We start from the raw sequence: 23,870 nt of genomic DNA, 5'->3' as shown, positions 1-23,870 counted from the left end.
GTGGGCCTTGAGGCAGATATGGCGCAGCGGACGGGACTCGAACCCGCGACCCCCGGCGTGACAGGCCGGTATTCTAACCGACTGAACTACCGCTGCGTATCGCTTTGGACTTTCGCCCAAGTAACTCGTCTGACTGGAAAGCCTCGAGGCCTTTCAATCTCGAGGCAGGTAAACCTGACTCGGAAAATATGGCGCAGCGGACGGGACTCGAACCCGCGACCCCCGGCGTGACAGGCCGGTATTCTAACCGACTGAACTACCGCTGCGCGTCGGTGGAGGCTTTTAAAAGCTTCCATCTTGCTTTCGCAAGACTCTCGGAATTGGTGGGTGATGACGGGATCGAACCGCCGACATTCTGCTTGTAAGGCAGACGCTCTCCCAGCTGAGCTAATCACCCGTTTGCATCTCCGAGGCCGCGAAATTTACGCAGGTACCGAAGCTAAGTCAATACCCTGCTTGAAGTTTTTCTGAAAAAGACAAAATTGTGTCTTACCCAGTCAGACCGCTTTCGCGAGCAAGCCCGCTCCCACACTGGATCTGCGGCGGACCACAGGTTTGTGATCGACATAAATTCAGTGTGGGAGCGGGCTTGCTCGCGAAGACGGCGGCACATTCAACATCAATGCTGGCTACATCCATCGCAGCCACGCTTGGATTTACTCGCTGTAAATCATCTTCTTGGTCATGCCACCATCGACCACGAACTCCTGGCCCGTGACGAACCCGGCGTTCTTGGACAGCAACCACGCCACCATCGCCGCCACGTCCTCGACCGTCCCTACCCTGCCCGCAGGATGCTGCGCATGATCGGCGTCGGTCAGCGGTTCGGCACGCCGTGCCGCAGGGTCTCGCGCGTCGATCCAGCCTGGGCTGACCGCATTGACGCGAATCTCCGGCCCCAAGCTGATGGCCAAGGCGTGAGTCAGGGCCAACAGGCCGCCCTTGCTCGCCGCATAAGCCTCTGTGTCGGGCTCTGACTGGCCGGCACGGGTCGAGGCCAGATTGACGATGGCGCCGCTGTGAGCGCGCAGGTACGGCGCACAATGCTTGGCCAACAGCATCGGCCCGCTGAGGTTCACCGCCAACACCCGGTTCCAGTAGGCCAGATCGAGGCTTTCCAGGGTGATGTTGTGCGGGTCGGCCACCGCCGCATTGCACACCAGCGCATCCAAACGCCCGAACTGCCCGAGCACCTCGGCCACGCCCAACGCCACCTGCGCTTCATTCGCGACGTCCATGGCGATGAACCAGGCGTTTTCGCCAAGCACCTTCGCCACTTTCGAACCGCGCTCCCGATCCAGATCGGTCAGCACCACCTGCCAGCCTTCACTGATCAGCCAGGCCGCAATCCCCAGACCGATGCCGCGCGCAGCACCGGTGACCAGCGCGACGCGGCCATGGGTACCCGTGGTCGGCGTCGACAACTCGATCACAAGGCAGCCAACCCGCGCGCCAGATCGGCCTGCAGGTCTGCCACGTCTTCCAGACCGACCGCAATGCGGATCAGACTGTCACGGATCCCCGCCGCTTCACGCTCTTGCGGCGCGAGACGGCCGTGAGAGGTGGTGCTCGGGTGCGTGATGGTGGTTTTGCTGTCGCCCAGGTTGGCGGTGATGGAGATCAGGCGCGTCGCATCGATAAAGCGCCAGGCGCCCTCTTTGCCACCCTTGACCTCGAAACTCACGACCGCACCGAAACCCTTCTGCTGACGCTGGGCCAGCTCATGCTGCGGATGGCTCTTGAGGCCCGCGTAATGGACCTTCTCGATACCGTCCTGCTGCTCCAGCCACTCGGCCAGTTGCTGGGCATTGGCGCAGTGCGCCTTCATGCGCAGACTCAGCGTTTCCAGCCCCTTGAGGAAGATCCAGGCGTTGAACGGGCTCAGGGTCGGCCCGGCAGTACGCAGGAAACCGACGACTTCTTTCATCTGCTCGCTACGACCGGCCACAACGCCGCCCATGCAACGGCCCTGGCCGTCGATGAACTTGGTCGCCGAGTGCACAACGATGTCCGCACCCAGCTTCAGCGGCTGTTGCAACGCAGGCGTGCAGAAGCAGTTGTCGACTACCAGCATCGTGCCCTTGGCGTGAGCAATTTCCGACAGCGCCTTGATATCCACCAGTTCGGCCAACGGATTGGACGGCGACTCGACGAACAGCAATTTGGTATTGGACTTGATTGCCGCATTCCAGCCGGACAAGTCCGCCAAGGGCACGTAATCGACTTCGATGCCGAAGCGCTTGAAGTACTTCTCGAACAGGCTGATGGTCGAGCCGAACACGCTGCGCGAGACCAGAACATGGTCGCCGGCACTGCACAGGCTCATCACCACCGCCATGATCGCGGCCATGCCAGTGGCAGTAGCCACGGCTTGCTCGGCGCTTTCCAGCGCGGCAATGCGCTCTTCGAACGCGCGCACGGTCGGGTTGGTGTAGCGCGAGTAAACGTTACCCGGCACTTCGCCAGCAAAGCGCGCGGCCGCGTCGGCGGCGGTACGGAATACGTAGCTGGAAGTGAAGAACATCGGATCACCGTGTTCGCCTTCCGGCGTGCGGTGCTGACCGGCGCGTACGGCCAGGGTATCGAACGCTACGCCTTCGAGGTCGCTGTCCAGCCGACCGGCATCCCAATCCTGACTCATGCTGTCACTCCTTGCCCTGCTCTTGATTTAGAGAGTCTTTAGTAGATACAAAACCGGCCCCTAGGGGCCGGTAGTTACTCAGTTGTTGTACAGATCGATGATCGCACTGACTGCCTGGGTCTTGACCTTGGAGGCATCGTTGCGCGCCTGCTCGATCTTGTTCAGGTAAGCCTCGTCGACGTCGCCGGTGACGTACTGGCCGTCGAACACCGCGCAATCGAACTTCTCGATCTTGATCTTGCCGCCACCGACCGCTTCGATCAAGTCAGGCAGGTCCTGATAGATCAACCAGTCAGCGCCGATCAGGTCGGCAACGTCCTGGGTCGAACGGTTGTGCGCGATCAACTCGTGAGCGCTCGGCATGTCGATGCCGTAGACGTTCGGGTAACGCACAGCCGGTGCCGCGGAGCAGAAATAGACGTTTTTGGCGCCGGCTTCGCGAGCCATCTGGATGATCTGCTTGCAGGTTGTGCCGCGAACGATGGAGTCGTCCACCAGCATCACGTTCTTGCCGCGGAACTCCAGCTCGATGGCGTTGAGCTTCTGGCGTACGGATTTTTTCCGTGCAGCCTGGCCCGGCATGATGAAGGTCCGGCCGATGTAGCGGTTCTTCACGAAGCCTTCGCGGAACTTGACGCCCAAGTGGTTCGCCAGCTCCAGGGCCGCGGTGCGGCTGGTGTCCGGAATCGGGATAACCACGTCGATGTCGTGGTCCGGACGCTCGCGCAGGATCTTCTCGGCAAGCTTCTCGCCCATGCGCAGGCGGGCCTTGTAGACCGAGACGCCGTCGATGATCGAGTCCGGACGCGCCAGATAAACGTGCTCGAAAATGCACGGAGTCAGCGACGGGTTGGTCGCGCACTGACGGGTGTGCAGCTTGCCGTCTTCAGTAATGTAGACCGCTTCGCCCGGTGCCAGGTCGCGAATCAGGGTGAAACCGAGTACGTCAAGCGAAACGCTTTCGGAGGCGATCATGTACTCGACGCCTTCGTCGGTGTGACGCTGACCGAAAACGATCGGGCGGATGCCGTGTGGATCGCGGAAACCGACGATGCCGTAGCCGGTCACCATCGCCACGACCGCGTAACCACCGACGCAACGGTTGTGCACGTCGGTGACGGCAGCGAACACGTCTTCTTCGGTCGGCTGCAACTTGCCGCGCTGGGCCAGTTCGTGTGCGAACACGTTGAGCAGCACTTCCGAATCGGAATTGGTGTTGACGTGGCGCAGGTCAGATTCGTAAATCTCCTTGGCCAGTTGCTCAACGTTGGTCAGGTTACCGTTATGCGCCAGGGTAATGCCGTAAGGCGAGTTGACGTAAAACGGTTGGGCCTCGGCCGAAGTCGAGCTGCCCGCGGTCGGGTAACGCACATGGCCAATGCCCATGTGGCCGACCAGGCGCTGCATGTGACGTTGATGGAACACGTCACGCACCAGCCCATTGTCCTTGCGCAGGAATAACCGGCCATCATGGCTGGTCACGATACCGGCAGCGTCCTGGCCGCGGTGCTGGAGGACGGTTAGCGCGTCATACAGCGCCTGATTGACGTTCGACTTACCGACGATACCGACGATGCCACACATGCGACGCAACCCCTACTTAATGGATCTGAACTGAACACAACTCACTGAGGCGTTTTGGCCGTCGGCAAGAGGTGCTCCTTGAACGGTATATCAGCGGGTACGCTGATTCCGCTGGCAAGCCACTGACTGCTCCACCCAAGAATCAGGTTTTTGGACCAGTCTGCGACCAATAGAAATTTTGGCACGAGCTGTGATTGTTGCCACCACCCGTCCTGCTGTACCGGCCCCAGGCTCAACAGCCCGACCGCCACGACCACCAGCAACACGCCACGCGCGGCGCCGAAGGCCATGCCGAGGAATCGATCGGTCCCGGATAGCCCGGTGACGCGAACCAATTCGCCGATAAGATAATTGATCATTGCGCCTACGATTAAAGTGGCGACAAACATGATGGCACAGCCCGTGATCACACGAGCCGATGGCGTTTCGATGTATCCGCCGAGGTACTCGGACAATGAACCACCGAACATCCAGGCAACGGCTCCTGCGATGATCCAGGTCAGCAGCGAGAGTGCTTCTTTGACGAAGCCGCGGCTAAGACTGATCAAAGCGGAGATGGCGACGATTGCAACGATCGCCCAGTCAACCCAGGTAAATGGCACAGTGCAGCCTACAGACAGATAAGGCGGCGCATTTTAGCAGAGCCCATGGCTGTCGGTAAGCTGAGATTATCAGTGCTTTTCAAATCAGGGCGATAGTTTTAACCGCGCTCAGGCTGAAAACGCACCACAAAACCCTTGAGGTTCTGCTGGCGACTCAACAAGTCACGCAGACGATCGGCTTCCGCGCGCTCGATCAGCGGCCCGACGAACACCCGATTCTTGCCATCGGCGGAGCGGATATAGGCGTTATAGCCTTGGCTGCGCAGGGTTTTCTGCAGGCTTTCAGCGCTCTCGCGGCTCGATAGACTGGCCAGTTGCACCGACCAACTGACTGACAGGCCATTGGCATCGACGCGGCTTGGGGTGGTAGCCGGCTTGGTCGGTGCAGCAGCGATTGGCTGGGCAGGTGCCGGTACAGGCTTGGCGACTGGCGCCGGAGGTGGCGTGACCGGTTTGGCAGCCGGTGGCGCCGGGGCCACGGGAGCACTTGGCGCACTTGGCGCAATCGGTGTCGACGGCGCTTGCTGCGCGGCAATTTCGTCATCGCTTGGCACAGGCTCCTGCGGCAACGCCTGCGGTTCAGGCACCACCACCGGTTCGACCTGCACTTGCGGCACAGCCGGCGCTTGCGGTGCAGCCGGCGCGTCAACCCTCACCTGGCGCTGTTCGTCCTGACGGGAAAACAGCATTGGCAGGAAAATCACCGCCAGCGCCACCAGCACCAGGGCACCGACCATGCGCTGCTTGTACGCCTTATCCAGCAAAGCCATTTGCCGCTTCCTCCGTGGAGTGCCGGGCCAGCCATTCAAGGGCCTCGGCGACACAATAAAATGATCCGAACAACAGAATTTCGTCGTCGCTCGTCGCCTGCGCGCACTGCCCTTCCAGGGCTGCGGCCACGCTGTCATAAGACGTTACCGAGGCGCCAAGGTTCTGCAACGCCGCGTGCAACTGCTCAACGGGTCGCGCCCGCGGCGAATTCAGCGGGGCGACAGCCCAATGCTGGACACTAGCATTCAATTCACCGACAACACCATCCAGATCCTTGTCCGCCAACAACCCGAACACCGCCAGACGCTTGCCGGCCGGTGGTCGACTGGCCAGACGACGGGCCAGGTATTCTGCCGCATGGGGGTTGTGCCCCACGTCCAGCAACACATTAAGACGCTTGCCCTGCCAGTCGAACTGACGGCGATCGAGACGACCGACCACGCGTGTCGCTTTCAGGGCTTCGATAATCTGCGCATCCACCCAAGGCAAACCGAGCAGCAGGTAAGCCTGCAACGCCAGGGCGGCGTTCTCCATCGGCAGATCGAGCAATGGCAGATCATGCAACTCGACTGCACGCCCTTGAGCATCAAGGCCGCGCCATTGCCAGTTGTGATCGGTGATACCCAGGTCGAAATCGCGTCCACGCAGGAAAAACGGGCAATTGAGCTCGCGCGCTTTATCCAGCAAAGGCTGAGGGGGATTCAGATCGCCACAGAGCGCAGGCGCGCCCTGGCGGAAAATGCCGGCTTTCTCGTAAGCCACGGACTCACGGGTATCACCCAGATAGTCCGCATGATCGACACCGATACTGGTGACCAGCGCCATGTCTGCGTCGACTACGTTGACCGTATCCAGGCGCCCGCCCAGCCCCACTTCCAGCACCACCGCATCAAGCCCTGCCTGTTGAAACAGCCAGAACGCCGCCAGGGTGCCCATCTCGAAGTACGTCAGGGAAGTGTCGCCACGACCGGCCTCGACCGCAGCGAAGGCTTCGCACAGCTGGGCGTCAGTGGCTTCGACGCCATTGACCTGCACCCGCTCGTTGTAACGCAGCAGGTGCGGAGAATTGTAGACACCCACGTTCAGGCCCTGCGCCCGCAGCAACGAAGCCACGAACGCGCAGGTAGAACCCTTGCCGTTGGTGCCAGTAACCGTGATCACCCGAGGCGCCGGCTTGCCCAGTCCCATGCGGGACGCTACCTGCTGCGAACGCTCCAGCCCCATGTCGATGGCCGAAGGATGCAACTGTTCAAGGTAGGCGAGCCACTCGCCAAGGGTGCGTTGGGTCATATGTTGGCAGGCACCGGCGGAACCACGATCGGCTCGATCGGCGCGGCGACGAATTTTGGCGTCGGCAGGCCCATCATTTGTGCCAGCAGGTTGCCCAGACGAGGACGCAGTTCCTGACGGTGAATGATCATGTCGATCGCACCGTGTTCCAGCAGGAACTCACTGCGCTGGAAGCCTTCCGGCAGTTTTTCGCGAACGGTTTGTTCGATAACGCGCGGGCCGGCAAAACCGATCAGGGCTTTCGGCTCACCGACAATTACGTCGCCGAGCATCGCCAGACTGGCAGAAACACCGCCGTAGACCGGGTCGGTCAGTACCGAGATGAACGGAATGCCTTCTTCACGCAGACGCGCCAGCACCGCGGAGGTCTTGGCCATTTGCATCAGGGAAATCAGCGCTTCCTGCATCCGCGCACCACCGGAGGCAGCGAAGCAGATCATCGGGCAACGGTTTTCCAGGGCGTAATTGGCGGCACGCACGAAGCGCTCACCGACGATGGCGCCCATCGAGCCACCCATGAAGGAGAATTCGAAGGCCGACACCACGACCGGCATGCCCAGCAAGGTGCCGCTCATGGAGATCAGTGCGTCTTTTTCGCCGGTCTGCTTTTGCGCAGCGGTCAGGCGATCCTTGTACTTCTTGCCGTCGCGGAATTTCAGACGGTCAACCGGCTCCAGGTCCGCGCCCAGTTCGGCACGGCCGTCAGCGTCGAGGAAGATGTCAATACGCGCGCGAGCGCCAATACGCATGTGGTGGTTGCACTTGGGGCAAACATCCAGGGTCTTTTCCAGCTCCGGACGATACAGCACCGCCTCGCAAGACGGGCATTTGTGCCACAGACCTTCAGGCACCGAGCTCTTCTTGACCTCGGAACGCATGATCGAAGGGATCAGTTTGTCTACTAACCAGTTGCTCATGCTTTCTTTCTCCAGTACCGGCGGCCCGAACGCTCTGGTTCGCAGCCCCGCGTATGCCCTTGAGCTAAATTCATATGTGTGGCGATGATCGATGGCGTGCCGGGTCAGCGAGATGCGACCTGCGTACAACCCCAAATATCCTCAGCCATGCCTGTGGACGGCGGCAGTGTGCCAGCCGTCACATCAAGCCCCTACAACCGCCTTGATGAACGCCTGAATCTTTGCGTGATCCTTGATGCCCTTGCTCGCCTCTACCCCACCACTGACGTCCACCGCGTAAGGCCGAACCCGGGCAATCGCCTCTGCGACGTTGTCCGGTGTCAAGCCGCCCGCCAGGATGATCGGCTTGCTCAGGCCTTGCGGTATCAGAGACCAGTCGAACGCTTCACCCGTTCCCCCGGGAACGCCTTCGACGTACGTGTCGAGCAGGATCCCGCTGGCACTGGCATAGGCATCGCAAGCCGCTGCGATGTCATCACCGGCCTTGACCCGCAACGCCTTGATGTATGGCCGATGCCAGCCCTCGCAGTCGGCCGCGGTTTCGTCGCCATGGAACTGCAACAGATCCAGCGGTACGGCATCGAGAATTTCCCCCAACTCGCAGCGGCTGGCATTGACGAACAAACCCACGGTGGTCACGAACGGCGGCAAGGCCTTGATGATCGCCCTCGCCTGCTGAAACGTCACGGCCCGTGGGCTTTTGGCGTAGAACACAAAACCGATGGCATCGGCCCCGGCCTCGACCGCCGCCAACGCATCCTCTATGCGGGTAATCCCACAAATTTTGCTGCGAACGGCTGACATGTCGATAGAACCTCAGGACAAATCCGGGAAAGTCCCGGATGGTAACAAAAGCGTTCGAGGGCGTCAGCCGTCAAGTTCCGAGAAACCGGTGAGGAAGTGTGGGCCGATGTAACGCTCGGGCAGTTCGAACTCGTCGCGGTACTCGACCTGTACCAGGTACAGGCCAAACGGATGGGCCGTCACCCCGCCGGAACGACGGATACGACTTTCCAGGACTTCTTTCATCCACTCCACGGGACGCTCGCCGGCACCGATGGTCATCAGCACACCGGCGATGTTGCGCACCATGTGGTGCAGGAACGCACTGGCGCGAATATCCAGCACGATCATTTTGCCGTGGCGCGTCACACGTAAATGATGCAGCTCCTTGATCGGCGACTTGGCCTGACACTGACCGGCGCGGAATGCACTGAAGTCGTGGGTACCGACCAGATACTGAGCGGCTTCGGACATGCGCTCGACGTCCAGCGGGCGGTGGTTCCAGGTAATTTCATCGTTCAGGTGCGCCGGACGAATCTGATCGTTGTAGATCACGTAGCGATAGCGCCTGGCGATCGCCTTGAACCGCGCATGGAAATGCGCCGGCATGACCTTCGCCCAACTGACGCTGACGTCGTGGGGCAAGTTGATATTGGCGCCCATCACCCAGGCCTTCATCGAACGCTCGACCTGGGTATCGAAATGCACCACCTGACCGCAGGCATGCACACCGGCGTCAGTGCGCCCGGCGCAGAGCAGCGACACCGGCGAGTCGGCGACTTTGGACAAGGCCTTTTCAAGGGTTTCCTGCACCGTGAGCACACCGGAGGCCTGGCGCTGCCAGCCGCGATAGCGCGAACCTTTGTATTCAACGCCCAACGCGATCCGGAAAAAGCCGTCGGCCGCCATTTCGGCGGCCGGATTATCTATATTTGCCAAGGGGTGACAGCCTGCTGATCTGCGCAAAGGCATGCATTATAAGGCTGCCGGGCGGGGACGCCAGAGCTGCGTGATCTTCGTGCCCCATCCAATCAGTGCAATGCCGGGTTTGATGCTGAACGGGATGCCCTCATCGCGAGCAGGCTCGCTCCCACATTTGATCGGGGTTGTTCGCCTCGTGTGTGCCTGGCACCAAACCCTGTGGGAGCGAGCCTGCTCGCGATGGCGGTATAGCTGACGTCAATGCATCAGCACCCAAACAAAAACGGCAGCCTCACAGGGCTGCCGTTTTACTTACACCTTTATCGATCAATCACGCCAGACGCGACAGCATTTCCTTGGCTTCGCTCTTCTGACCCGCATCACCCTCGGTCACCACCTCATTGAGGATGTCCCGAGCGCCGTCGCTGTCGCCCATGTCGATGTAGGCCTGGGCCAGGTCGAGTTTGGTGGCGACTTCGTCGGTGCCGGAGAGGAAATCGAAGTCCGGCTCATCAGCTGCGGAGGCCAAAGCGTCTTCGGCGGTGAAGCTAGGCTCACCTAAACTCTGGGACAGACGATCCAGCTCAGCGTTGACGTCGTTGAGTTCACTTTCGAAGGCATCAGGCTGGTCCGGGGCAGCGGCGTCCATTTCATCGGCCAGCGACAGGTCGAAATCCGCTGGCAGCTCCAGGTCGTCGAGCGTCGGCTCGATCACGGGCGCCGCTTCGGCGACAGGCAAATCCTTGAGATCGTCATCCAGACTCAGCAGGAAGTCATCTTCGGCCAGGATTGCCGGCGAGGCGTCGCCGCCCAGATCCATGTCCAGGTCGAAGACCGACAGATCGTCGAGGTTTTCCTTGATTTCAGTCTGTTGCTGCAACACCGACTCAAAGCTCAGATCGTCGTCCAGCGGGAATTCGTCCAGCTCAGCCAGCTCTTCTGGTGCTGGTGCGGGCGTTGGCTCCACCTCCGGCTCCGCAGCAACAACTGGCGCGATCGGCGCAGCCGCCTCCAGATCGTCCAGGCTCAGATCGAAGGCGCTGTCGAAGTCGGACAATGCCGGCTCCGGGGCTTGCGGCTCGTCCAGCAGCAGGTCCTTGACGTATTGCGCGTCCAGCTCGGCAGCGATGGCGGCGGCAGCCAGACCGCTGGCCACCACAACAGCCATGGCCGGGAAGCGGCTTTTCAATTCTTCAACCCGGGCGAAGTTATCGCCGTTGGCCACCAGTTGACGCTCCTGAGCGACGAACGCATCGCGGTCGCCCTGCTGACCGTAGACTTCCATCAACTTCAAGCGCAGGTCACTGCGTTGCGGCTCTTGCTTGATAGCGTCTTCCAGCAATGCGGCGGCTTGATTCAGACGACCGCCGGCAATGTGCGACTGCGCCTGAGCCAGTACGTCGTCGGAACGATCGGAACGCTCGGCGGCAGGCGACACCAGTGGCGCAGCGATCGGCGGCGTCACCACAACCGGAGCAATCACCGGGGCCGGCGCGGGTGCAGGCGTTGGCGCGGTCGCAAGTTTCACGCTCGGCGGCGGAACTTCCAGGCCTTCGAAGCTGCTTGGCGGCAGGTCCTGGTCGACGGAGAACTCTTGCTCCTCCTCCAAGGCACGGGCCATGCGCAGATGCTTCTCGGCTTCTTGCTGGGCTTTGCGGCGACGGGCCAGCAACAGCAGCAAGAGCAACAGAACCACCGCACCGCCACCCACCAGACCCAACAGGATCGGGTTGGTCAGCAACTCGTTGAATTTCTGATCATCGGATGTCGCAGGTGTTGGCTCGACGGCTGGCGCCGGAACGGCTTCTGGCGCGGCAGCCTCTGGCGCAGGGGCCGGGGCCGGAGCCGCGTCCGCAGGCGATGCCGCAGGACTGGCCGTCAGCTCAGCCGACATCGCCGGAGCGGTCGTAGCCGCCGCTGGTGCATCCGCACCGCCTTCGGCCTGCAACTTGGCCAATTGGTTGTTCTTCAGTTCGATCAGGCGTTGCAGCTTGTCCAGCTGACTTTGCAGATCGCTCATGCGGCTTTTCAGTTCAGCGTTGTCACGACGAGTAGTGTCGAGGCTTTCCTGGGTGACAGCCAGTTTGTTGCTCAACGCTTTCGCATCACCAGCGGCACCTTTGCCGCCCTTGCCGGTATCGGCAGACACCAGGCTCAGTTTGTCTGTGGCAGGCTGCGATGAAGCACCTTCACCGCGAGCGCGTTTGGTGGCGTCGAGTTGCTGCTGACCGGTTCCCGGTTTCGCCACGTAGCGACGACCCTGACGCCACGCGGTGTTCTGCGCGGAGACCTCAGCGATGGCCTTGGGCTGTGGCAGGTTGGTGCTCTGCACCTGATCAGGCAGACGCAGCACTTGACCGGCTTTCAGTCGATTGATGTTGCCGTCGATGAACGCATCCGGGTTCAGCGCCTGGATGGCCAGCATGGTCTGCTGGATCGAACCACCGTTACGCGCCTTCGCGGCGATCTCCCACAGGGTATCGCGCGGCGTGGTGGTGTATTGCGACGATTTGGTCGCGCCAGTGACTGGCGCAGTCACCGTTTGGGCTGGCGCTGGTTGTGCGGCGGCATCGGCGGTCTGCGGCGAGAATTTGGACGGATCGAGCAGCACGCTGTAGTCGCGTAGCAGACGACCGTTGGGCCACATCACCTGAACCAGGAATTTCACCATCGGTTCGGACAGCGGTTTGCTGGACGTGACGCGCAGGATGCTTTTGCCGCTGGCGTTAAGCACGGGGGTGAAGGTCAGGTCATTGAGAAACGCCTGACGATCGACACCGGCCTTGGCGAAATCGTCGGGCGAGGCCAGGCTCGGCACCACTTCGGCAGCCGTGAGGTCCTTGACGTCGAGCAACTCGATTTCTGCGACCAGAGGCTGGTTCAGCGTCGATTTCAGGGTCAATTCCCCGAGCCCGAGGGCATGCGCCATACCGGAGGACAGCGCCGAGGCGGCCGCTATTGCTAACACCAGTTTGCGAACTTGAACCATAACCTCTTCCTTTGTTTGAACATTCCTCGGCCAGCGAGAAGGTGTTGATTGCCGCTGCCGTAAGGCATTGCGCGCGGCGGCGAAGGTCGTCGCGCGCGATCATTTCATTCATGCAATGGGAAGCCCTGCGGGGTGGCTCACCTTAAGCATTCCGGCCAAGCATGACGCTTGACGGGAATCATTCGATAAATTGTTGCCAAGTATCTTTTACAGCAGGTCTTTTATCAACAATTCAGCCACCTGCACAGCATTGAGCGCGGCGCCTTTGCGTACGTTATCTGACGTCAGCCACACATTAAGTTCCGCCGGGTCGTCGATCCCGCTGCGAACCCGACCAACGTAAACCACGTCCTGCCCTACTGCATCGCCTACCGCGGTCGGGTAATCACCCGCCTCGACCAGTTCGATACCGGGCGCCGCTTCCAGAGCTGCGTTGACTTTCACCAGATCGACAGCGCTCGACGACTGCAAGGTCACGCTAAAGCTATCGCCAAAAAACACCGGAGCTTGAATACAAGTGACGGAAATCTTTAATAACGGTAGCGCCATGACCTGACGCAGTTCGCGCACCAGGCGTTTTTCCAGCAACGTATGGCCCTGATCATCAGGCTTACCGACTTGCGCCAGCAGGTTGAAAGCCATCTGCCGATCGAAGAAAGCCGGCTCCAGCGGACGCACGTTAAGCAGCTCGGCGGTTTGCCGGGCCAGCTCGGTGACCGCTTCGCGGCCTTGGGCAGAGACCGCCAGACACGCCGTCAGGCTGATGCGTTGCAGGTCGAGCAAACCGAGCAACGGCGCCAGCACCACCGCCAGCGTCGCGGCCGAAGGACTTGGGCTGCTGACCTGGAAAGGTTTTTTCAGGCCGGCCAGAATTTCAGCGTTGGCCTCAGGCACCACTTGCGGCGCCTGATCGGCCGGCAAGGCGCCGGACAGGTCGATCAGCGAGCAACCGGCGGCCGTGGCACGCGGAGCGAAACTAAGGGTCACCGCCGGGCCGGCGGCGAAGAACACCAACTGGACTTTGCTGAAATCGAACTCATCGACTTCCCGCACCCGCACGTTCTTGCCGCGAAACGGCACCGAATGACCGGCCGATTCACTGCTCGCCAGCAGGTGCAGGTTACCGACCGGAAAGTCCCGCTCTTCGAGAATCTGGACGAGTGTTTCGCCGACAGTACCGGTGGCGCCGATCACGGCAATATCAAAGGACTGGCTCATGGTTCTACCTCTGGCGAAACGGGGGGAGCGGCACTTTACCGGGTGGTTGGCAGTGAGGCAATTCGACGGGGGATTTGATCGTTCCCACGCTCTGCGTGGGAATGCCGCCATGGACGCTCTGCGTCCGCCGTTGAAGCAGTGACGCGGAGCGTCACGGGATGCATTCCCACGCAGAGCGTGGGAACGATCGGCGGGAACAAAAAACCCGCACCTCTTTCAAGGCACGGGCTCTTTCATTACATCAATCAATCAACGCTCAAGCAGAATCCGCAGCATGCGACGCAGCGGTTCGGCCGCGCCCCACAGCAGTTGGTCGCCGACGGTGAAGGCACCGACGAACTGCGAACCCATGTTCAGCTTGCGCAGACGGCCAACCGGCACGTTCAGGGTGCCGGTGACCTTTGTAGGGCTCAGCTCCTGCATGCTGATTTCGCGGTTGTTCGGCACCAGCTTGACCCAAGGGTTGTGCTGGCTGATCAGCCCTTCGATGTCGGCGATCGGCACGTCTTTGTTCAGCTTGATGGTCAGCGCCTGGCTGTGGCAACGCATGGCGCCGATGCGCACGCAGATGCCGTCCACCGGGATCGGGCTCTTGAAGCGACCGAGGATCTTGTTGGTCTCGGCCTGGGCCTTCCACTCTTCGCGGCTCTGACCGTTCGGCAGTTCCTTGTCGATCCACGGGATCAGGCTGCCAGCCAGTGGTACACCGAAGTTTTCGGTCGGGTATGCGTCGCTGCGCATGGCTTCGGCAACACGACGGTCGATGTCGAGGATGGCACTGGCCGGGTCGGCCAGTTGATCGGCGACAGCGGCGTGGGTTACACCCATTTGCTTGATCAGTTCACGCATGTGCTGCGCGCCGCCACCGGACGCAGCCTGATAGGTCATGGCGCTCATCCACTCGACCAGACCAGCTTCAAACAGGCCACCCAGGCCCATCAGCATCAGGCTGACGGTGCAGTTGCCGCCGATGTAGTTCTTGGTGCCCGCGTCGAGCTGCTGGTCGATGACCTTGCGGTTCACCGGGTCCAGCACGATCACCGCGTCATCCTGCATGCGCAGGCTGGAAGCGGCGTCGATCCAGTAACCCTGCCAGCCGGCTTCGCGCAGCTTCGGGAAAACTTCGCTGGTGTAGTCACCACCCTGGCAGGTCAGAATCACGTCGAGGGTTTTCAGCTCTTCAATGCTGTAAGCGTCCTTGAGTGGAGCAATGTCCTTGCCCACGGACGGGCCTTGGCCACCGACATTGGAAGTGGTGAAAAACACCGGCTCAATAAGATCGAAGTCCTGCTCTTCCAGCATCCGCTGCATGAGCACGGAACCGACCATACCGCGCCAACCGATCAGACCTACACGTTTCATCGCAACTACACCTTCTTAAAAGTGGGCCGCTGCTTTCATGGTTGAAAATTGCAGCGGGCCAAAGAGATTACAGATTCCGCAGCGCGGCGACTACTGCATCGCCCATTTCCTGCGTACCGACCTTGGTGCAACCAGCCGACCAGATGTCGCCCGTGCGCAGGCCCTGATCCAATACCAGGCTCACGGCCTTCTCGATAGCATCGGCCGCATCCTGCAGATTGAAGCTGTAACGCAACATCATCGACACCGACAGAATGGTCGCCAACGGGTTGGCAATGCCCTTGCCAGCGATGTCCGGCGCCGAACCGTGGCATGGCTCGTACATGCCTTTGTTGTTGGCATCCAGCGATGCCGACGGCAGCATGCCGATCGAACCGGTGAGCATCGACGCTTCGTCGGAAAGAATGTCGCCGAACAGGTTGTCGGTGACGATCACATCGAATTGCTTCGGTGCACGCACCAGTTGCATGGCGGCGTTGTCGACGTACATGTGGCTCAGTTCGACGTCCGGGTAGTCCTTGGCCACTTGCTCGACGACTTCACGCCACAGTTGGCTGGAGGCCAGCACGTTGGCCTTGTCCACCGAGCACAGCTTCTTGCCGCGTACGCGGGCCATGTCGAAACCGACACGGGCGATACGGCGGATTTCGGTCTCGCTGTACGGCAGGGTGTCGTAGGCCTGACGCTCGCCGTTTTCCAGTTCACGCACGCCACGTGGCGCGCCGAAGTAAATGCCGCCGGTCAGTTCACGGACGATCAGGATGTCCAGGCCCGCCACGATTTCTGCCTTCAGGCTGGAAGCCTCGGCCAGTTGCGGGTACAGGATCGCCGGACGCAGATTGCCGAACAGGCCCAATTGCGCGCGGATTTTCAGCAGACCGCGCTCAGGGCGAATGTCACGCTCGATGGTGTCCCATTTCGGGCCGCCCACGGCGCCCAGCAATACCGCATCGGCGGCACGGGCACGGGCCAGGGTTTCATCAGCCAGCGGCACGCCGTGCTTGTCGATGGCGGCGCCACCGATCACGTCATGGCTCAGTTCGAAACCCAGGCTGTACTTGTCGTTCGCCAGCTCCAGCACCTTGACTGCTTCGGCCATGATTTCCGGGCCAATACCGTCACCCGGGAGAATCAGAATCTGCTTGCTCATGCTTTCCTCATGTCATCAGTCGGCACGCCCTTGGGCACGCCCGGAAAAATTCTATCGCTCGGCGCTTATGCTTCAGAGCTTATCGTTCAGCCATCAGCACCAGCACATCTGTACTGAACGAGCCATCGGCCTCAATCTCAAAATACTCGCGAACTTCATTGCCCATCGATTGCTGCAACTCGCGGATTGCCGCGCGCATCGCCTGCGGCGTGCGCATGCGCTCGACCCAGGAGGTGTACTCCAGACGCAGCCGTTGGCGCGTGGTGCTGCGGGTATGCAACCCCGCTTCGCTGACCTGACGCAACCACTCGCCAGCAGAATAATCGCGCACGTGGCTGGTGTCGCGCAGCACTTCGACGCTTTGCAGGTAAGTGTCGAATAACGGGCTGCCCGGCGACAACACATCGATGAACGCCGCCACCCCACCCGGCTTCAGCACCCGGCGAACTTCGCGCAGGGCCAGCCCAAGGTCGCTCCAATGGTGCGCTGAGTAGCGGCTGAAAACGAAATCGAACTCGCCATCGGCGAACGGCAGGCGCTCGGCGGCACCGAGTACGGTGGACACATTGCCCAAGCCGCGATCGACAGCAGCAGCGGCCACCACGTCGAGCATTTGTTGAGACAGGTCGTAAGCCACCACTTCCTTGACCAGCGAAGCCACGTGAAAACTCACATGACCGGCCCCGCAACCGAGGTCGAGCACACGAGCATTACCCTGCCCCGCCAGTTCAGCCTGTAGCAGCGCGAATTCAGTGCCTTGAGCGTGTACGGCGCTGCTCAGATAGGCCGAGGCCTGTTCACCGAATTGCTTTTGTACTACCTGACTGTGTGGGGCGGTGCTGGTCATGGGACTTCCTTTTGGGAATGAGTCTTGTGATGCCTGGTCTGTCGTCTTCGCGAGCAAGCCCGCTCCCACAGGTTTTGTGAACAGCGCAAATCCAATGTGGGAGCGGGCTTGCCCGCGATGAGGCCGGTCCTATCCTTACAAATTCCGAATCAATCACGCATCACGAAACAACCACGGCTGGCTCGCGCGGTGTTTGGCTTCAAACGTGGCAATCGCCTCGTGGTCCTGCAAGGTCAGGCCGATATCGTCCAGGCCATTGAGCAGGCAGTGCTTGCGGAACGCATCGATCTCAAAACTCAACACCTTGCCATCCGGACGGGTCACGGTCTGGGCTTGCAGATCAACCTGCAACTGATAGCCCGGAGTCGCCTCAACCTGCTGGAACAGTTCATCAACTTCAGCGTCGCTCAGAATGATCGGCAGCAGGCCGTTCTTGAAGCTGTTGTTGAAGAAGATATCGGCATAGCTCGGCGCGATGATGCTGCGGAAACCGTACTCTTCCAGCGCCCACGGCGCGTGCTCGCGGCTGGAGCCGCAACCGAAGTTCTCACGGGCCAGCAACACGCTGGCGCCTTGATAACGCTCGGCGTTGAGGACGAAGTCCTTGTTCAACGGGCGCTTGGAGTTGTCCTGATACGGCTGCCCGACATCCAGGTAACGCCACTCATCGAACAGGTTCGGGCCGAACCCGGTGCGCTTGATCGACTTCAAGAACTGCTTCGGAATGATCTGGTCGGTGTCGACGTTGGCACGATCCAAAGGCGCGACAAGACCAGTGTGCTGGGTAAAAGCTTTCATGCTGCGCTCCTTTAGATCAATTCACGGACGTCGACGAAACGACCGTTCACGGCGGCGGCGGCGGCCATGGCCGGGCTGACGAGGTGCGTACGGCCACCGGCGCCCTGACGGCCTTCGAAGTTACGGTTGGAGGTCGACGCGCAATGCTCGCCGGACTCCAAGCGGTCCGGGTTCATCGCCAGGCACATCGAGCAACCCGGTTCGCGCCATTCAAAACCGGCTTCGAGGAAAATCTTGTCCAGGCCTTCGGATTCGGCCTGAGCCTTCACCAGCCCCGAACCCGGCACCACGATGGCCTGCTTGATGGTCGAAGCCACTTTGCGGCCCTTGGCGATCACGGCAGCAGCGCGCAGGTCTTCGATCCGCGAGTTGGTGCAGGAGCCAATGAATACGCGGTCCAGCTGAATGTCGGTGATCGCCTGATTGGCGGTCAAACCCATGTATTTCAAAGCGCGTTCGATGGAGCCACGCTTGACCAGGTCCATTTCCTTCGCAGGATCGGGAACGTTCTGATCGACAGCCAAGACCATCTCAGGCGAGGTACCCCAGCTGACTTGCGGCTTGATCTGAGTGGCATCGAGCTCGACGATAGTGTCGAACCTGGCATCCGCGTCGGAGACCAGGTCTTTCCAGGCCTCGACAGCCAAGTCCCATTCTGTGCCTTTCGGAGCAAATGGACGGCCCTTGACGTAAGCCACGGTTTTTTCGTCGGCGGCCACCAGCCCTACGCGAGCGCCGGCCTCGATGGACATGTTGCAGATAGTCATGCGGCCTTCGACCGACAGATCGCGAATTGCGCTACCGGCGAATTCGATGGCGTGGCCATTACCGCCGGCGGTGCCGATTTTTCCGATCACTGCGAGGACGATGTCCTTGGCGGTCACGCCGAACGGCAATTGGCCTTCGACAGACACCAGCATGTTCTTCATTTTTTTCGCGACCAGGCACTGAGTGGCGAGCACGTGCTCGACCTCGGAAGTGCCGATACCGTGAGCCAGGGCACCAAACGCGCCGTGGGTCGAGGTGTGGGAGTCGCCGCAAACCACGGTCATGCCCGGCAAGGTTGCGCCCTGCTCCGGGCCAATGACGTGGACGATGCCTTGGCGGACATCATTCATCTTGAATTCGACGATGCCGTATTCGTCGCAGTTATCGTCGAGGGTCTGAACCTGCAAACGCGAGACCTGGTCGACAATCGCTTCGATGCCGCCTTTGCGCTCCGGAGTAGTCGGAACGTTGTGGTCCGGGGTCGCGATGTTGGCATCGATGCGCCAAGGCTTGCGCCCGGCCAGACGCAGGCCTTCGAAGGCTTGCGGCGAGGTCACTTCGTGGATGATGTGACGATCGATGTAGATCAGCGCCGAGCCATCGTCGCGCTGCTTGACCAAATGCGAATCCCAGAGCTTGTCGTAGAGCGTTTTGCCGGCCATCAGACGGTTTCCTCATCAGCTTGTTTCTATGCCCTGGATCTTGAGCAATCTCAATAACCCTTTGGCTTGTGAGGTCGATCCTAGGGGGTTACATTAAATAACTCAAATTCATATTTTTTATGCTTTGCATAACCAACTGGAATGCCACCGAGACATCATCATGGACCTCGCCAACCTCAATGCTTTTATCGCGATTGCCGAGACCGGAAGCTTCTCCGGCGCTGGCGAACGGCTGCACCTGACGCAACCCGCCATCAGCAAGCGCATCGCTGGCCTGGAGCAGCAATTGAAGGTGCGGCTGTTTGATCGACTGGGCCGGGAAGTCAGCTTGACCGAAGCCGGTCGCGCCCTGCTGCCACGGGCCTATCAGATCCTCAATGTACTGGATGACACCCGCCGCGCCCTGACCAACCTGACCGGCGAAGTCTCCGGTCGTCTGACATTGGCCACCAGTCATCACATCGGCCTGCACCGTTTACCGCCCTTATTAAGGGAGTTCACCCGACGTTACCCACAAGTGGCGCTGGATATTCAGTTCCTCGATTCGGAAGTGGCTTACGAAGAAATCCTCCATGGCCGCGCCGAACTGGCGGTAATCACTCTTGCTCCGGAGCCCCATGCACTGGTCAAGGCCACGCCGGTGTGGGACGACCCGCTGGATTTCGTGGTCGCCCCAGAGCATTCGCTGATCGCTAACGGTCCAGTCAGCCTGGCGGATATTGCCCTGCACCCCGCGGTTTTCCCCGGTGGCAACACCTTTACCCACCACATCGTGCAGCGCCTGTTCGAGGCCCAGGGCCTGACGCCGAACATCGCCATGAGCACGAATTATCTGGAAACCATAAAAATGATGGTCTCGATTGGCCTCGCCTGGAGCGTTTTGCCGCGCACCATGCTGGACGATCAAGTGGCGCGCATACCTTTGCCGGGCATACAGCTCACTCGCCAGCTAGGCTATATCCTGCACACCGAACGGACGCTGTCGAACGCGGCACGGGCCTTCATGGCTCTGCTGGATGCACAAATCGATCAGCCAGGGACTCGCGGCTAAGCTGTGCTTCTTCTTTTTGTGCTACGCCTATAGAGCCCCAAAACCGTGTGCCTAACGCCCAATTCAGCCCAAGGCCTGTTTATCCATGCCCAAATCTGTTGAACGTATGCCGCCGATGCCGCGAATTCAGGCACTTGACCCCAAACGGTCCGAGCAGAGCTGGGAAAGCGCCCCGCAGTTGCTGGCGGCCCTCAACGGCGCTCGGCTCGGCGCCTGGTATTGGGACATCGAGCGGGGGCAAATCAGTTGGTCACGGGGTACTCAGGCGTTGTTCGGCTTCGATCCCCGGCAACCGTTGCCCGAGGACCTGGAATACCTCGACCTGCTGCCTCAGGAGGATCGGGCGAAAGCCATCCGCGCCTTCAATGCAGTGATCGCCGGCGCCCCGCTGGAACAGGCGATGCACCACCGCATCCGCTGGCCCGACGGCAGTCTGCATTGGCTGGAGATCAACGGCAGCCTGCTGCCGGACAAAAACGGCCGGCCACGAATGATAGGGGTCATTCGTGAAATCACCCATCAGCGCCAGCGCGAACAGGCACTGAGCAGCTCGGAAAAGCGCTTCGCCACGCTGTTTCACCTGTGCCCGAACATGGTCCTGCTGACCCGCCAGGAAGACGGCCTGATCAGCGAAGCCAACCAGTATTTCGAAAGCCTGTTCGGCTGGCCGGTGCAAGACGCCATCGGCCGAACCACGCTGGAACTGGGCCTTTGGGTCAACCCGGAGCAACGGGTGCAACTGGTCAAGGCCACCAAGGCCAAAGGCGAGCTGATCAACATGGAGGTGCAATTTCGCGCCAGCAACGGGCAGGTTCACGACGGCATCCTCAGCGCGCAAAAGGTCGAACTCGAAGGCCAGCCTTACCTGCTGAGCACATTCCTCGACACCACCGAACGCAAAATCGCCGAGCACGCCCTCAAAGACAGCCAGGAACGCCTCGACCTGGCCCTGGATTCGGCGCAACTCGGCACCTGGGACTGGCACATTCCCAGCGGCATGCTTTACGGCTCGGCGCGGGCCGCCCAGTTACATGGGCTGGACCCCAAACCCTTCCATGAATCCTTCGATGCGTTTTTCGAAGGCGTGCCCGACGAAGAACGCGGCACCATGCGCGACGCCTACCGCAGCCTGCGCGAAGGCCCGGCCGGCAATTACCAGCTGACTTACCGCGTGCAGCTAACGGATGGCAGCTCGCGCTACCTGGAAAGCCGCGCCAGACTCTACCGCGATGAACAGGGCAACCCGTTGCGCATGGCCGGCACACTGCTGGACATCACTGATCAGGTAGAGCGCGAACAGCAACTGGTGGCGTCGGAAGAGAAATTCGCCACCTTGTTCCAGGTCAGCCCGGACCCGATCTGCGTCACGCGCCAGGACACCGGTCACTTCATCGAGATCAACTCCAGCTTCACTCAAACGTTCGGCTGGAGCACCGTCGACGTGATTGGCCGCAGTGCCGACGAAATCGGCCTGTGGGACGCTTCGGCGAAGAGCCTGCAAAGGATCGAGCGGGTCATCCGCGAACAGGGCCTGAACAATGTGGCGATCATCGTCCGGCACAAGGACGGACAGTCCCTGACCTGCGTGATATCGAGCCGGCAGATCAGCGTCGGCGACCAACCCTGCATCGTCACCACCCTGCGCGACATCACCCAGCAGCAACGCTCGGAAGCGGCGCTCAAGGCCAGCGAGGAGAAGTTCGCCAAGGCTTTCCACTCAAGCCCCGACGCCATCACCATTACCGAGCGCGACACCGGACGCTACCTGGAAGTTAACGATGGCTTCTGTCGCCTGACTGGCTACCGCGCCGATGAAGTGGTCGGCCGCACGGTGTATCAGGTGGGCATATGGGCCGAAGAGAAACAACGCTCGGCGTTGCTGGCGGAACTACAGATCAAGGGCCGGGTTCACCATCAGGAAATGCTCGGGCGCAACAAACGCGGCGAGTTGTTGACCGTCGAAGTCTCGGTGGAGCCGATCACCCTCAACGAAACGGCGTGCCTGCTGCTGACCGCCCGAGACGTCAGCTTGCTGAAAAACGCCGAAGCGCAGATCCGTCACCTGGCCTACCACGACCCGCTGACCAACCTGCCCAACCGCGCCCTGTTGATGGATCGTCTGAGCCAGCAGATCGCCCTGCTCAAACGCCACAGCCTGCGTGGCGCGCTGATGTTCCTCGACCTCGACCACTTCAAGCACATCAACGACTCCCTTGGCCACCCGGTGGGCGATACAGTGCTGAAGATCATCACCGCGCGCCTTGAAGCCAGCGTCCGCATGGAGGACACCGTCGCGCGTCTGGGCGGTGACGAATTCGTGGTGCTGCTCAGCGGCCTGGAAGGTTCGCGCAGCGACGTCAGCGCTCAGGTCCGGGAGTTGGCGGATACCTTGCGCGAACTGCTGTCCGAACCGATGTTCCTCGACGGACAGCGCCTGCAAGTAACACCGAGCATCGGCATCGCGCTGATCCCCGACCACGGCTCGACCCCGACCGACCTGCTCAAACGCGCCGATATCGCCCTCTACCGCGCCAAGGATTCAGGCCGCAACACCACGCAGATGTATCACAACACTATGCAGAAGGCCGCCAGCGAACGCCTGCGCATGGAAACCGACCTGCGCCTTGCCCTTTCCCGGGGTGAGTTCAGCGTGCAATACCAACCGCAGGTGGACGCTCGCAATAACCGCATTACCGGCGCCGAAGCCTTGGTACGCTGGCACCATCCGCAACTGGGCGCGCAATCGCCCACCGAGTTCATCAAGGTGCTGGAAGACAGCGGGCTGATTCTGGAAGTCGGCACGTGGATCCTTGACGAAGCCTGCGCAGCCTTCAAACATCTGGTCGCCAAGGGCCTGATCAATCCGCTCGACTTCAGCCTGTGCGTGAACATCAGCCCCCGACAATTCCGCCAGAACGATTTCGTCGAACGCATCGAACACAGCCTCGGCAGCCACGGCCTGCCCTGCTCGTTGCTGAAACTGGAAATCACCGAAGGCATCGTCATCCAGAACCTGGACGACACCATCAGCAAAATGCGGCGCCTGAAAAAACTCGGCGTGAGCTTTGCGATGGACGATTTCGGTACCGGTTATTCCTCACTGACCTACCTCAAGCGCCTGCCGGTAGACACCCTGAAAATCGATCAGTCGTTCATCCGCGATGCCACCACCGACCCCAACGATGCCGAAATCATTCGCGCCATCGTCGCCATGGCCCGCAGTCTGGAGTTGGAAGTCATCGCCGAAGGGGTGGAAACCCTGGAGCAACTGGCGTTTTTGCAGGGGCTGGGCTGCCATTTGTATCAAGGGTATTTGCACAGCCGGCCGCTGCCGGTGGAGGAGTTTCAGAAACTCCTCAAATGAGTCGGACACAGGCACAAAAAAGGGCGCCAGTGGATGGCGCCCTTTTTTTGTTGCTCTTGTCCCGTCCTGAATAAGGTTTACACCTTCTGATCTGTTTTTCAGGAGGACGTAATGGAATCAGCAAAAAGGCGTAGTCAGCGAGACTACACGCT

At 60.6% G+C, this 23,870-nt stretch carries 18 protein-coding genes and 3 tRNA genes; 2 read left to right on the top strand and 19 right to left on the bottom strand.

The genetic code is table 11. From position 1 onward, the window contains the following. Positions 1–19 precede the first annotated feature (19 nt). The 19 genes from ACZ9IM_RS12460 to leuC all read right to left on the bottom strand — a co-directional run bounded on the left by ACZ9IM_RS12460 (position 20) and on the right by leuC (position 19,303). Positions 20–96 (bottom strand) — tRNA-Asp (locus ACZ9IM_RS12460). Between the two features lie 93 nt (positions 97–189). Then, positions 190–266: transfer RNA gene (locus tag ACZ9IM_RS12455), tRNA-Asp, on the bottom strand. A gap of 55 nt (positions 267–321) precedes the next feature. After that, positions 322–397 (bottom strand) — tRNA-Val (locus ACZ9IM_RS12450). Between the two features lie 259 nt (positions 398–656). Next, on the bottom strand, positions 657–1,433 hold the full coding sequence (locus tag ACZ9IM_RS12445; protein WP_007905933.1) for an SDR family oxidoreductase: 777 nt from the start codon (positions 1,431–1,433) through the stop codon (positions 657–659). After that, the gene (locus ACZ9IM_RS12440) at positions 1,430–2,641 is read right to left on the bottom strand and encodes an O-succinylhomoserine sulfhydrylase (protein WP_427624546.1); all 1,212 of its coding nucleotides are present in this window, start codon (positions 2,639–2,641) and stop codon (positions 1,430–1,432) included. Before ACZ9IM_RS12440 ends, ACZ9IM_RS12445 begins: the two co-directional genes overlap by 4 nt. A 78-nt stretch (positions 2,642–2,719) precedes the next feature. Next, positions 2,720–4,225 carry an amidophosphoribosyltransferase gene (purF, locus tag ACZ9IM_RS12435; protein ID WP_007905939.1) on the bottom strand — a complete coding sequence of 502 codons (1,506 nt, stop codon included), beginning with the start codon at positions 4,223–4,225 and terminating at the stop codon, positions 2,720–2,722. A gap of 41 nt (positions 4,226–4,266) precedes the next feature. Next, complete coding sequence (locus tag ACZ9IM_RS12430; protein WP_008075903.1) at positions 4,267–4,827, bottom strand: CvpA family protein; 561 nt, start codon at positions 4,825–4,827, stop codon at positions 4,267–4,269. A gap of 98 nt (positions 4,828–4,925) precedes the next feature. Continuing rightward, positions 4,926–5,597 carry an SPOR domain-containing protein gene (locus ACZ9IM_RS12425; protein ID WP_008075905.1) on the bottom strand — a complete coding sequence of 224 codons (672 nt, stop codon included), beginning with the start codon at positions 5,595–5,597 and terminating at the stop codon, positions 4,926–4,928. Then, the gene (folC, locus tag ACZ9IM_RS12420; protein ID WP_427624543.1) at positions 5,581–6,888 is read right to left on the bottom strand and encodes a bifunctional tetrahydrofolate synthase/dihydrofolate synthase; all 1,308 of its coding nucleotides are present in this window, start codon (positions 6,886–6,888) and stop codon (positions 5,581–5,583) included. Before folC ends, ACZ9IM_RS12425 begins: the two co-directional genes overlap by 17 nt. Next, the gene (accD, locus tag ACZ9IM_RS12415; RefSeq protein WP_007905946.1) at positions 6,885–7,805 is read right to left on the bottom strand and encodes an acetyl-CoA carboxylase, carboxyltransferase subunit beta; all 921 of its coding nucleotides are present in this window, start codon (positions 7,803–7,805) and stop codon (positions 6,885–6,887) included. The genes folC and accD overlap by 4 nt, the downstream gene beginning before the upstream one ends. A 183-nt stretch (positions 7,806–7,988) precedes the next feature. Next, positions 7,989–8,609: a phosphoribosylanthranilate isomerase gene (locus ACZ9IM_RS12410; protein WP_305422085.1), complete on the bottom strand. Its 621-nt coding sequence runs from the start codon at positions 8,607–8,609 to the stop codon at positions 7,989–7,991. 63 nt (positions 8,610–8,672) lie between these two features. Then, positions 8,673–9,497, bottom strand: coding sequence for a tRNA pseudouridine(38-40) synthase TruA (gene truA / locus ACZ9IM_RS12405; RefSeq protein WP_032830732.1), 825 nt, complete (start codon positions 9,495–9,497; stop codon positions 8,673–8,675). A 343-nt stretch (positions 9,498–9,840) separates the two neighbouring features. Further along, complete coding sequence (locus ACZ9IM_RS12400) at positions 9,841–12,498, bottom strand: FimV/HubP family polar landmark protein (protein ID WP_476224071.1); 2,658 nt, start codon at positions 12,496–12,498, stop codon at positions 9,841–9,843. Positions 12,499–12,705: 207 nt separating this feature from the next. Then, positions 12,706–13,716, bottom strand: a complete 1,011-nt coding sequence (locus tag ACZ9IM_RS12395) for an aspartate-semialdehyde dehydrogenase (RefSeq protein ID WP_476224070.1) — start codon at positions 13,714–13,716, stop codon at positions 12,706–12,708. A gap of 249 nt (positions 13,717–13,965) precedes the next feature. Beyond that, a complete protein-coding gene (asd, locus tag ACZ9IM_RS12390) occupies positions 13,966–15,078 on the bottom strand; it encodes an aspartate-semialdehyde dehydrogenase (protein ID WP_008075929.1) in 1,113 nt (370 codons plus the stop codon). Positions 15,079–15,145: 67 nt separating this feature from the next. Continuing rightward, complete coding sequence (gene leuB, locus ACZ9IM_RS12385) at positions 15,146–16,228, bottom strand: 3-isopropylmalate dehydrogenase (RefSeq protein WP_008007203.1); 1,083 nt, start codon at positions 16,226–16,228, stop codon at positions 15,146–15,148. A gap of 79 nt (positions 16,229–16,307) precedes the next feature. Next, entirely contained in the window at positions 16,308–17,075 is a 768-nt protein-coding gene (locus tag ACZ9IM_RS12380; RefSeq protein ID WP_427624541.1) for a class I SAM-dependent methyltransferase, read from the bottom strand. Positions 17,076–17,228: 153 nt separating this feature from the next. Then, entirely contained in the window at positions 17,229–17,873 is a 645-nt protein-coding gene (gene leuD, locus ACZ9IM_RS12375; protein ID WP_007905962.1) for a 3-isopropylmalate dehydratase small subunit, read from the bottom strand. 11 nt (positions 17,874–17,884) lie between these two features. Next, on the bottom strand, positions 17,885–19,303 hold the full coding sequence (gene leuC, locus ACZ9IM_RS12370; protein ID WP_476224069.1) for a 3-isopropylmalate dehydratase large subunit: 1,419 nt from the start codon (positions 19,301–19,303) through the stop codon (positions 17,885–17,887). Positions 19,304–19,463: 160 nt separating this feature from the next. Here leuC and ACZ9IM_RS12365 point away from each other — a divergent pair, with 160 nt between their 5' ends. Continuing rightward, positions 19,464–20,354 carry a LysR family transcriptional regulator gene (locus ACZ9IM_RS12365; RefSeq protein WP_007905966.1) on the top strand — a complete coding sequence of 297 codons (891 nt, stop codon included), beginning with the start codon at positions 19,464–19,466 and terminating at the stop codon, positions 20,352–20,354. A gap of 85 nt (positions 20,355–20,439) precedes the next feature. Beyond that, positions 20,440–23,718 carry a sensor domain-containing protein gene (locus ACZ9IM_RS12360; protein ID WP_427624537.1) on the top strand — a complete coding sequence of 1,093 codons (3,279 nt, stop codon included), beginning with the start codon at positions 20,440–20,442 and terminating at the stop codon, positions 23,716–23,718. The last annotated feature ends 152 nt before the right edge of the window (positions 23,719–23,870 follow it).

Source organism: Pseudomonas sp. TE12508 (assembly GCF_056279485.1).
Note: the sequence above shows the minus strand (reverse complement) of the source record. Positions and strands in the feature narration are given on the sequence as shown.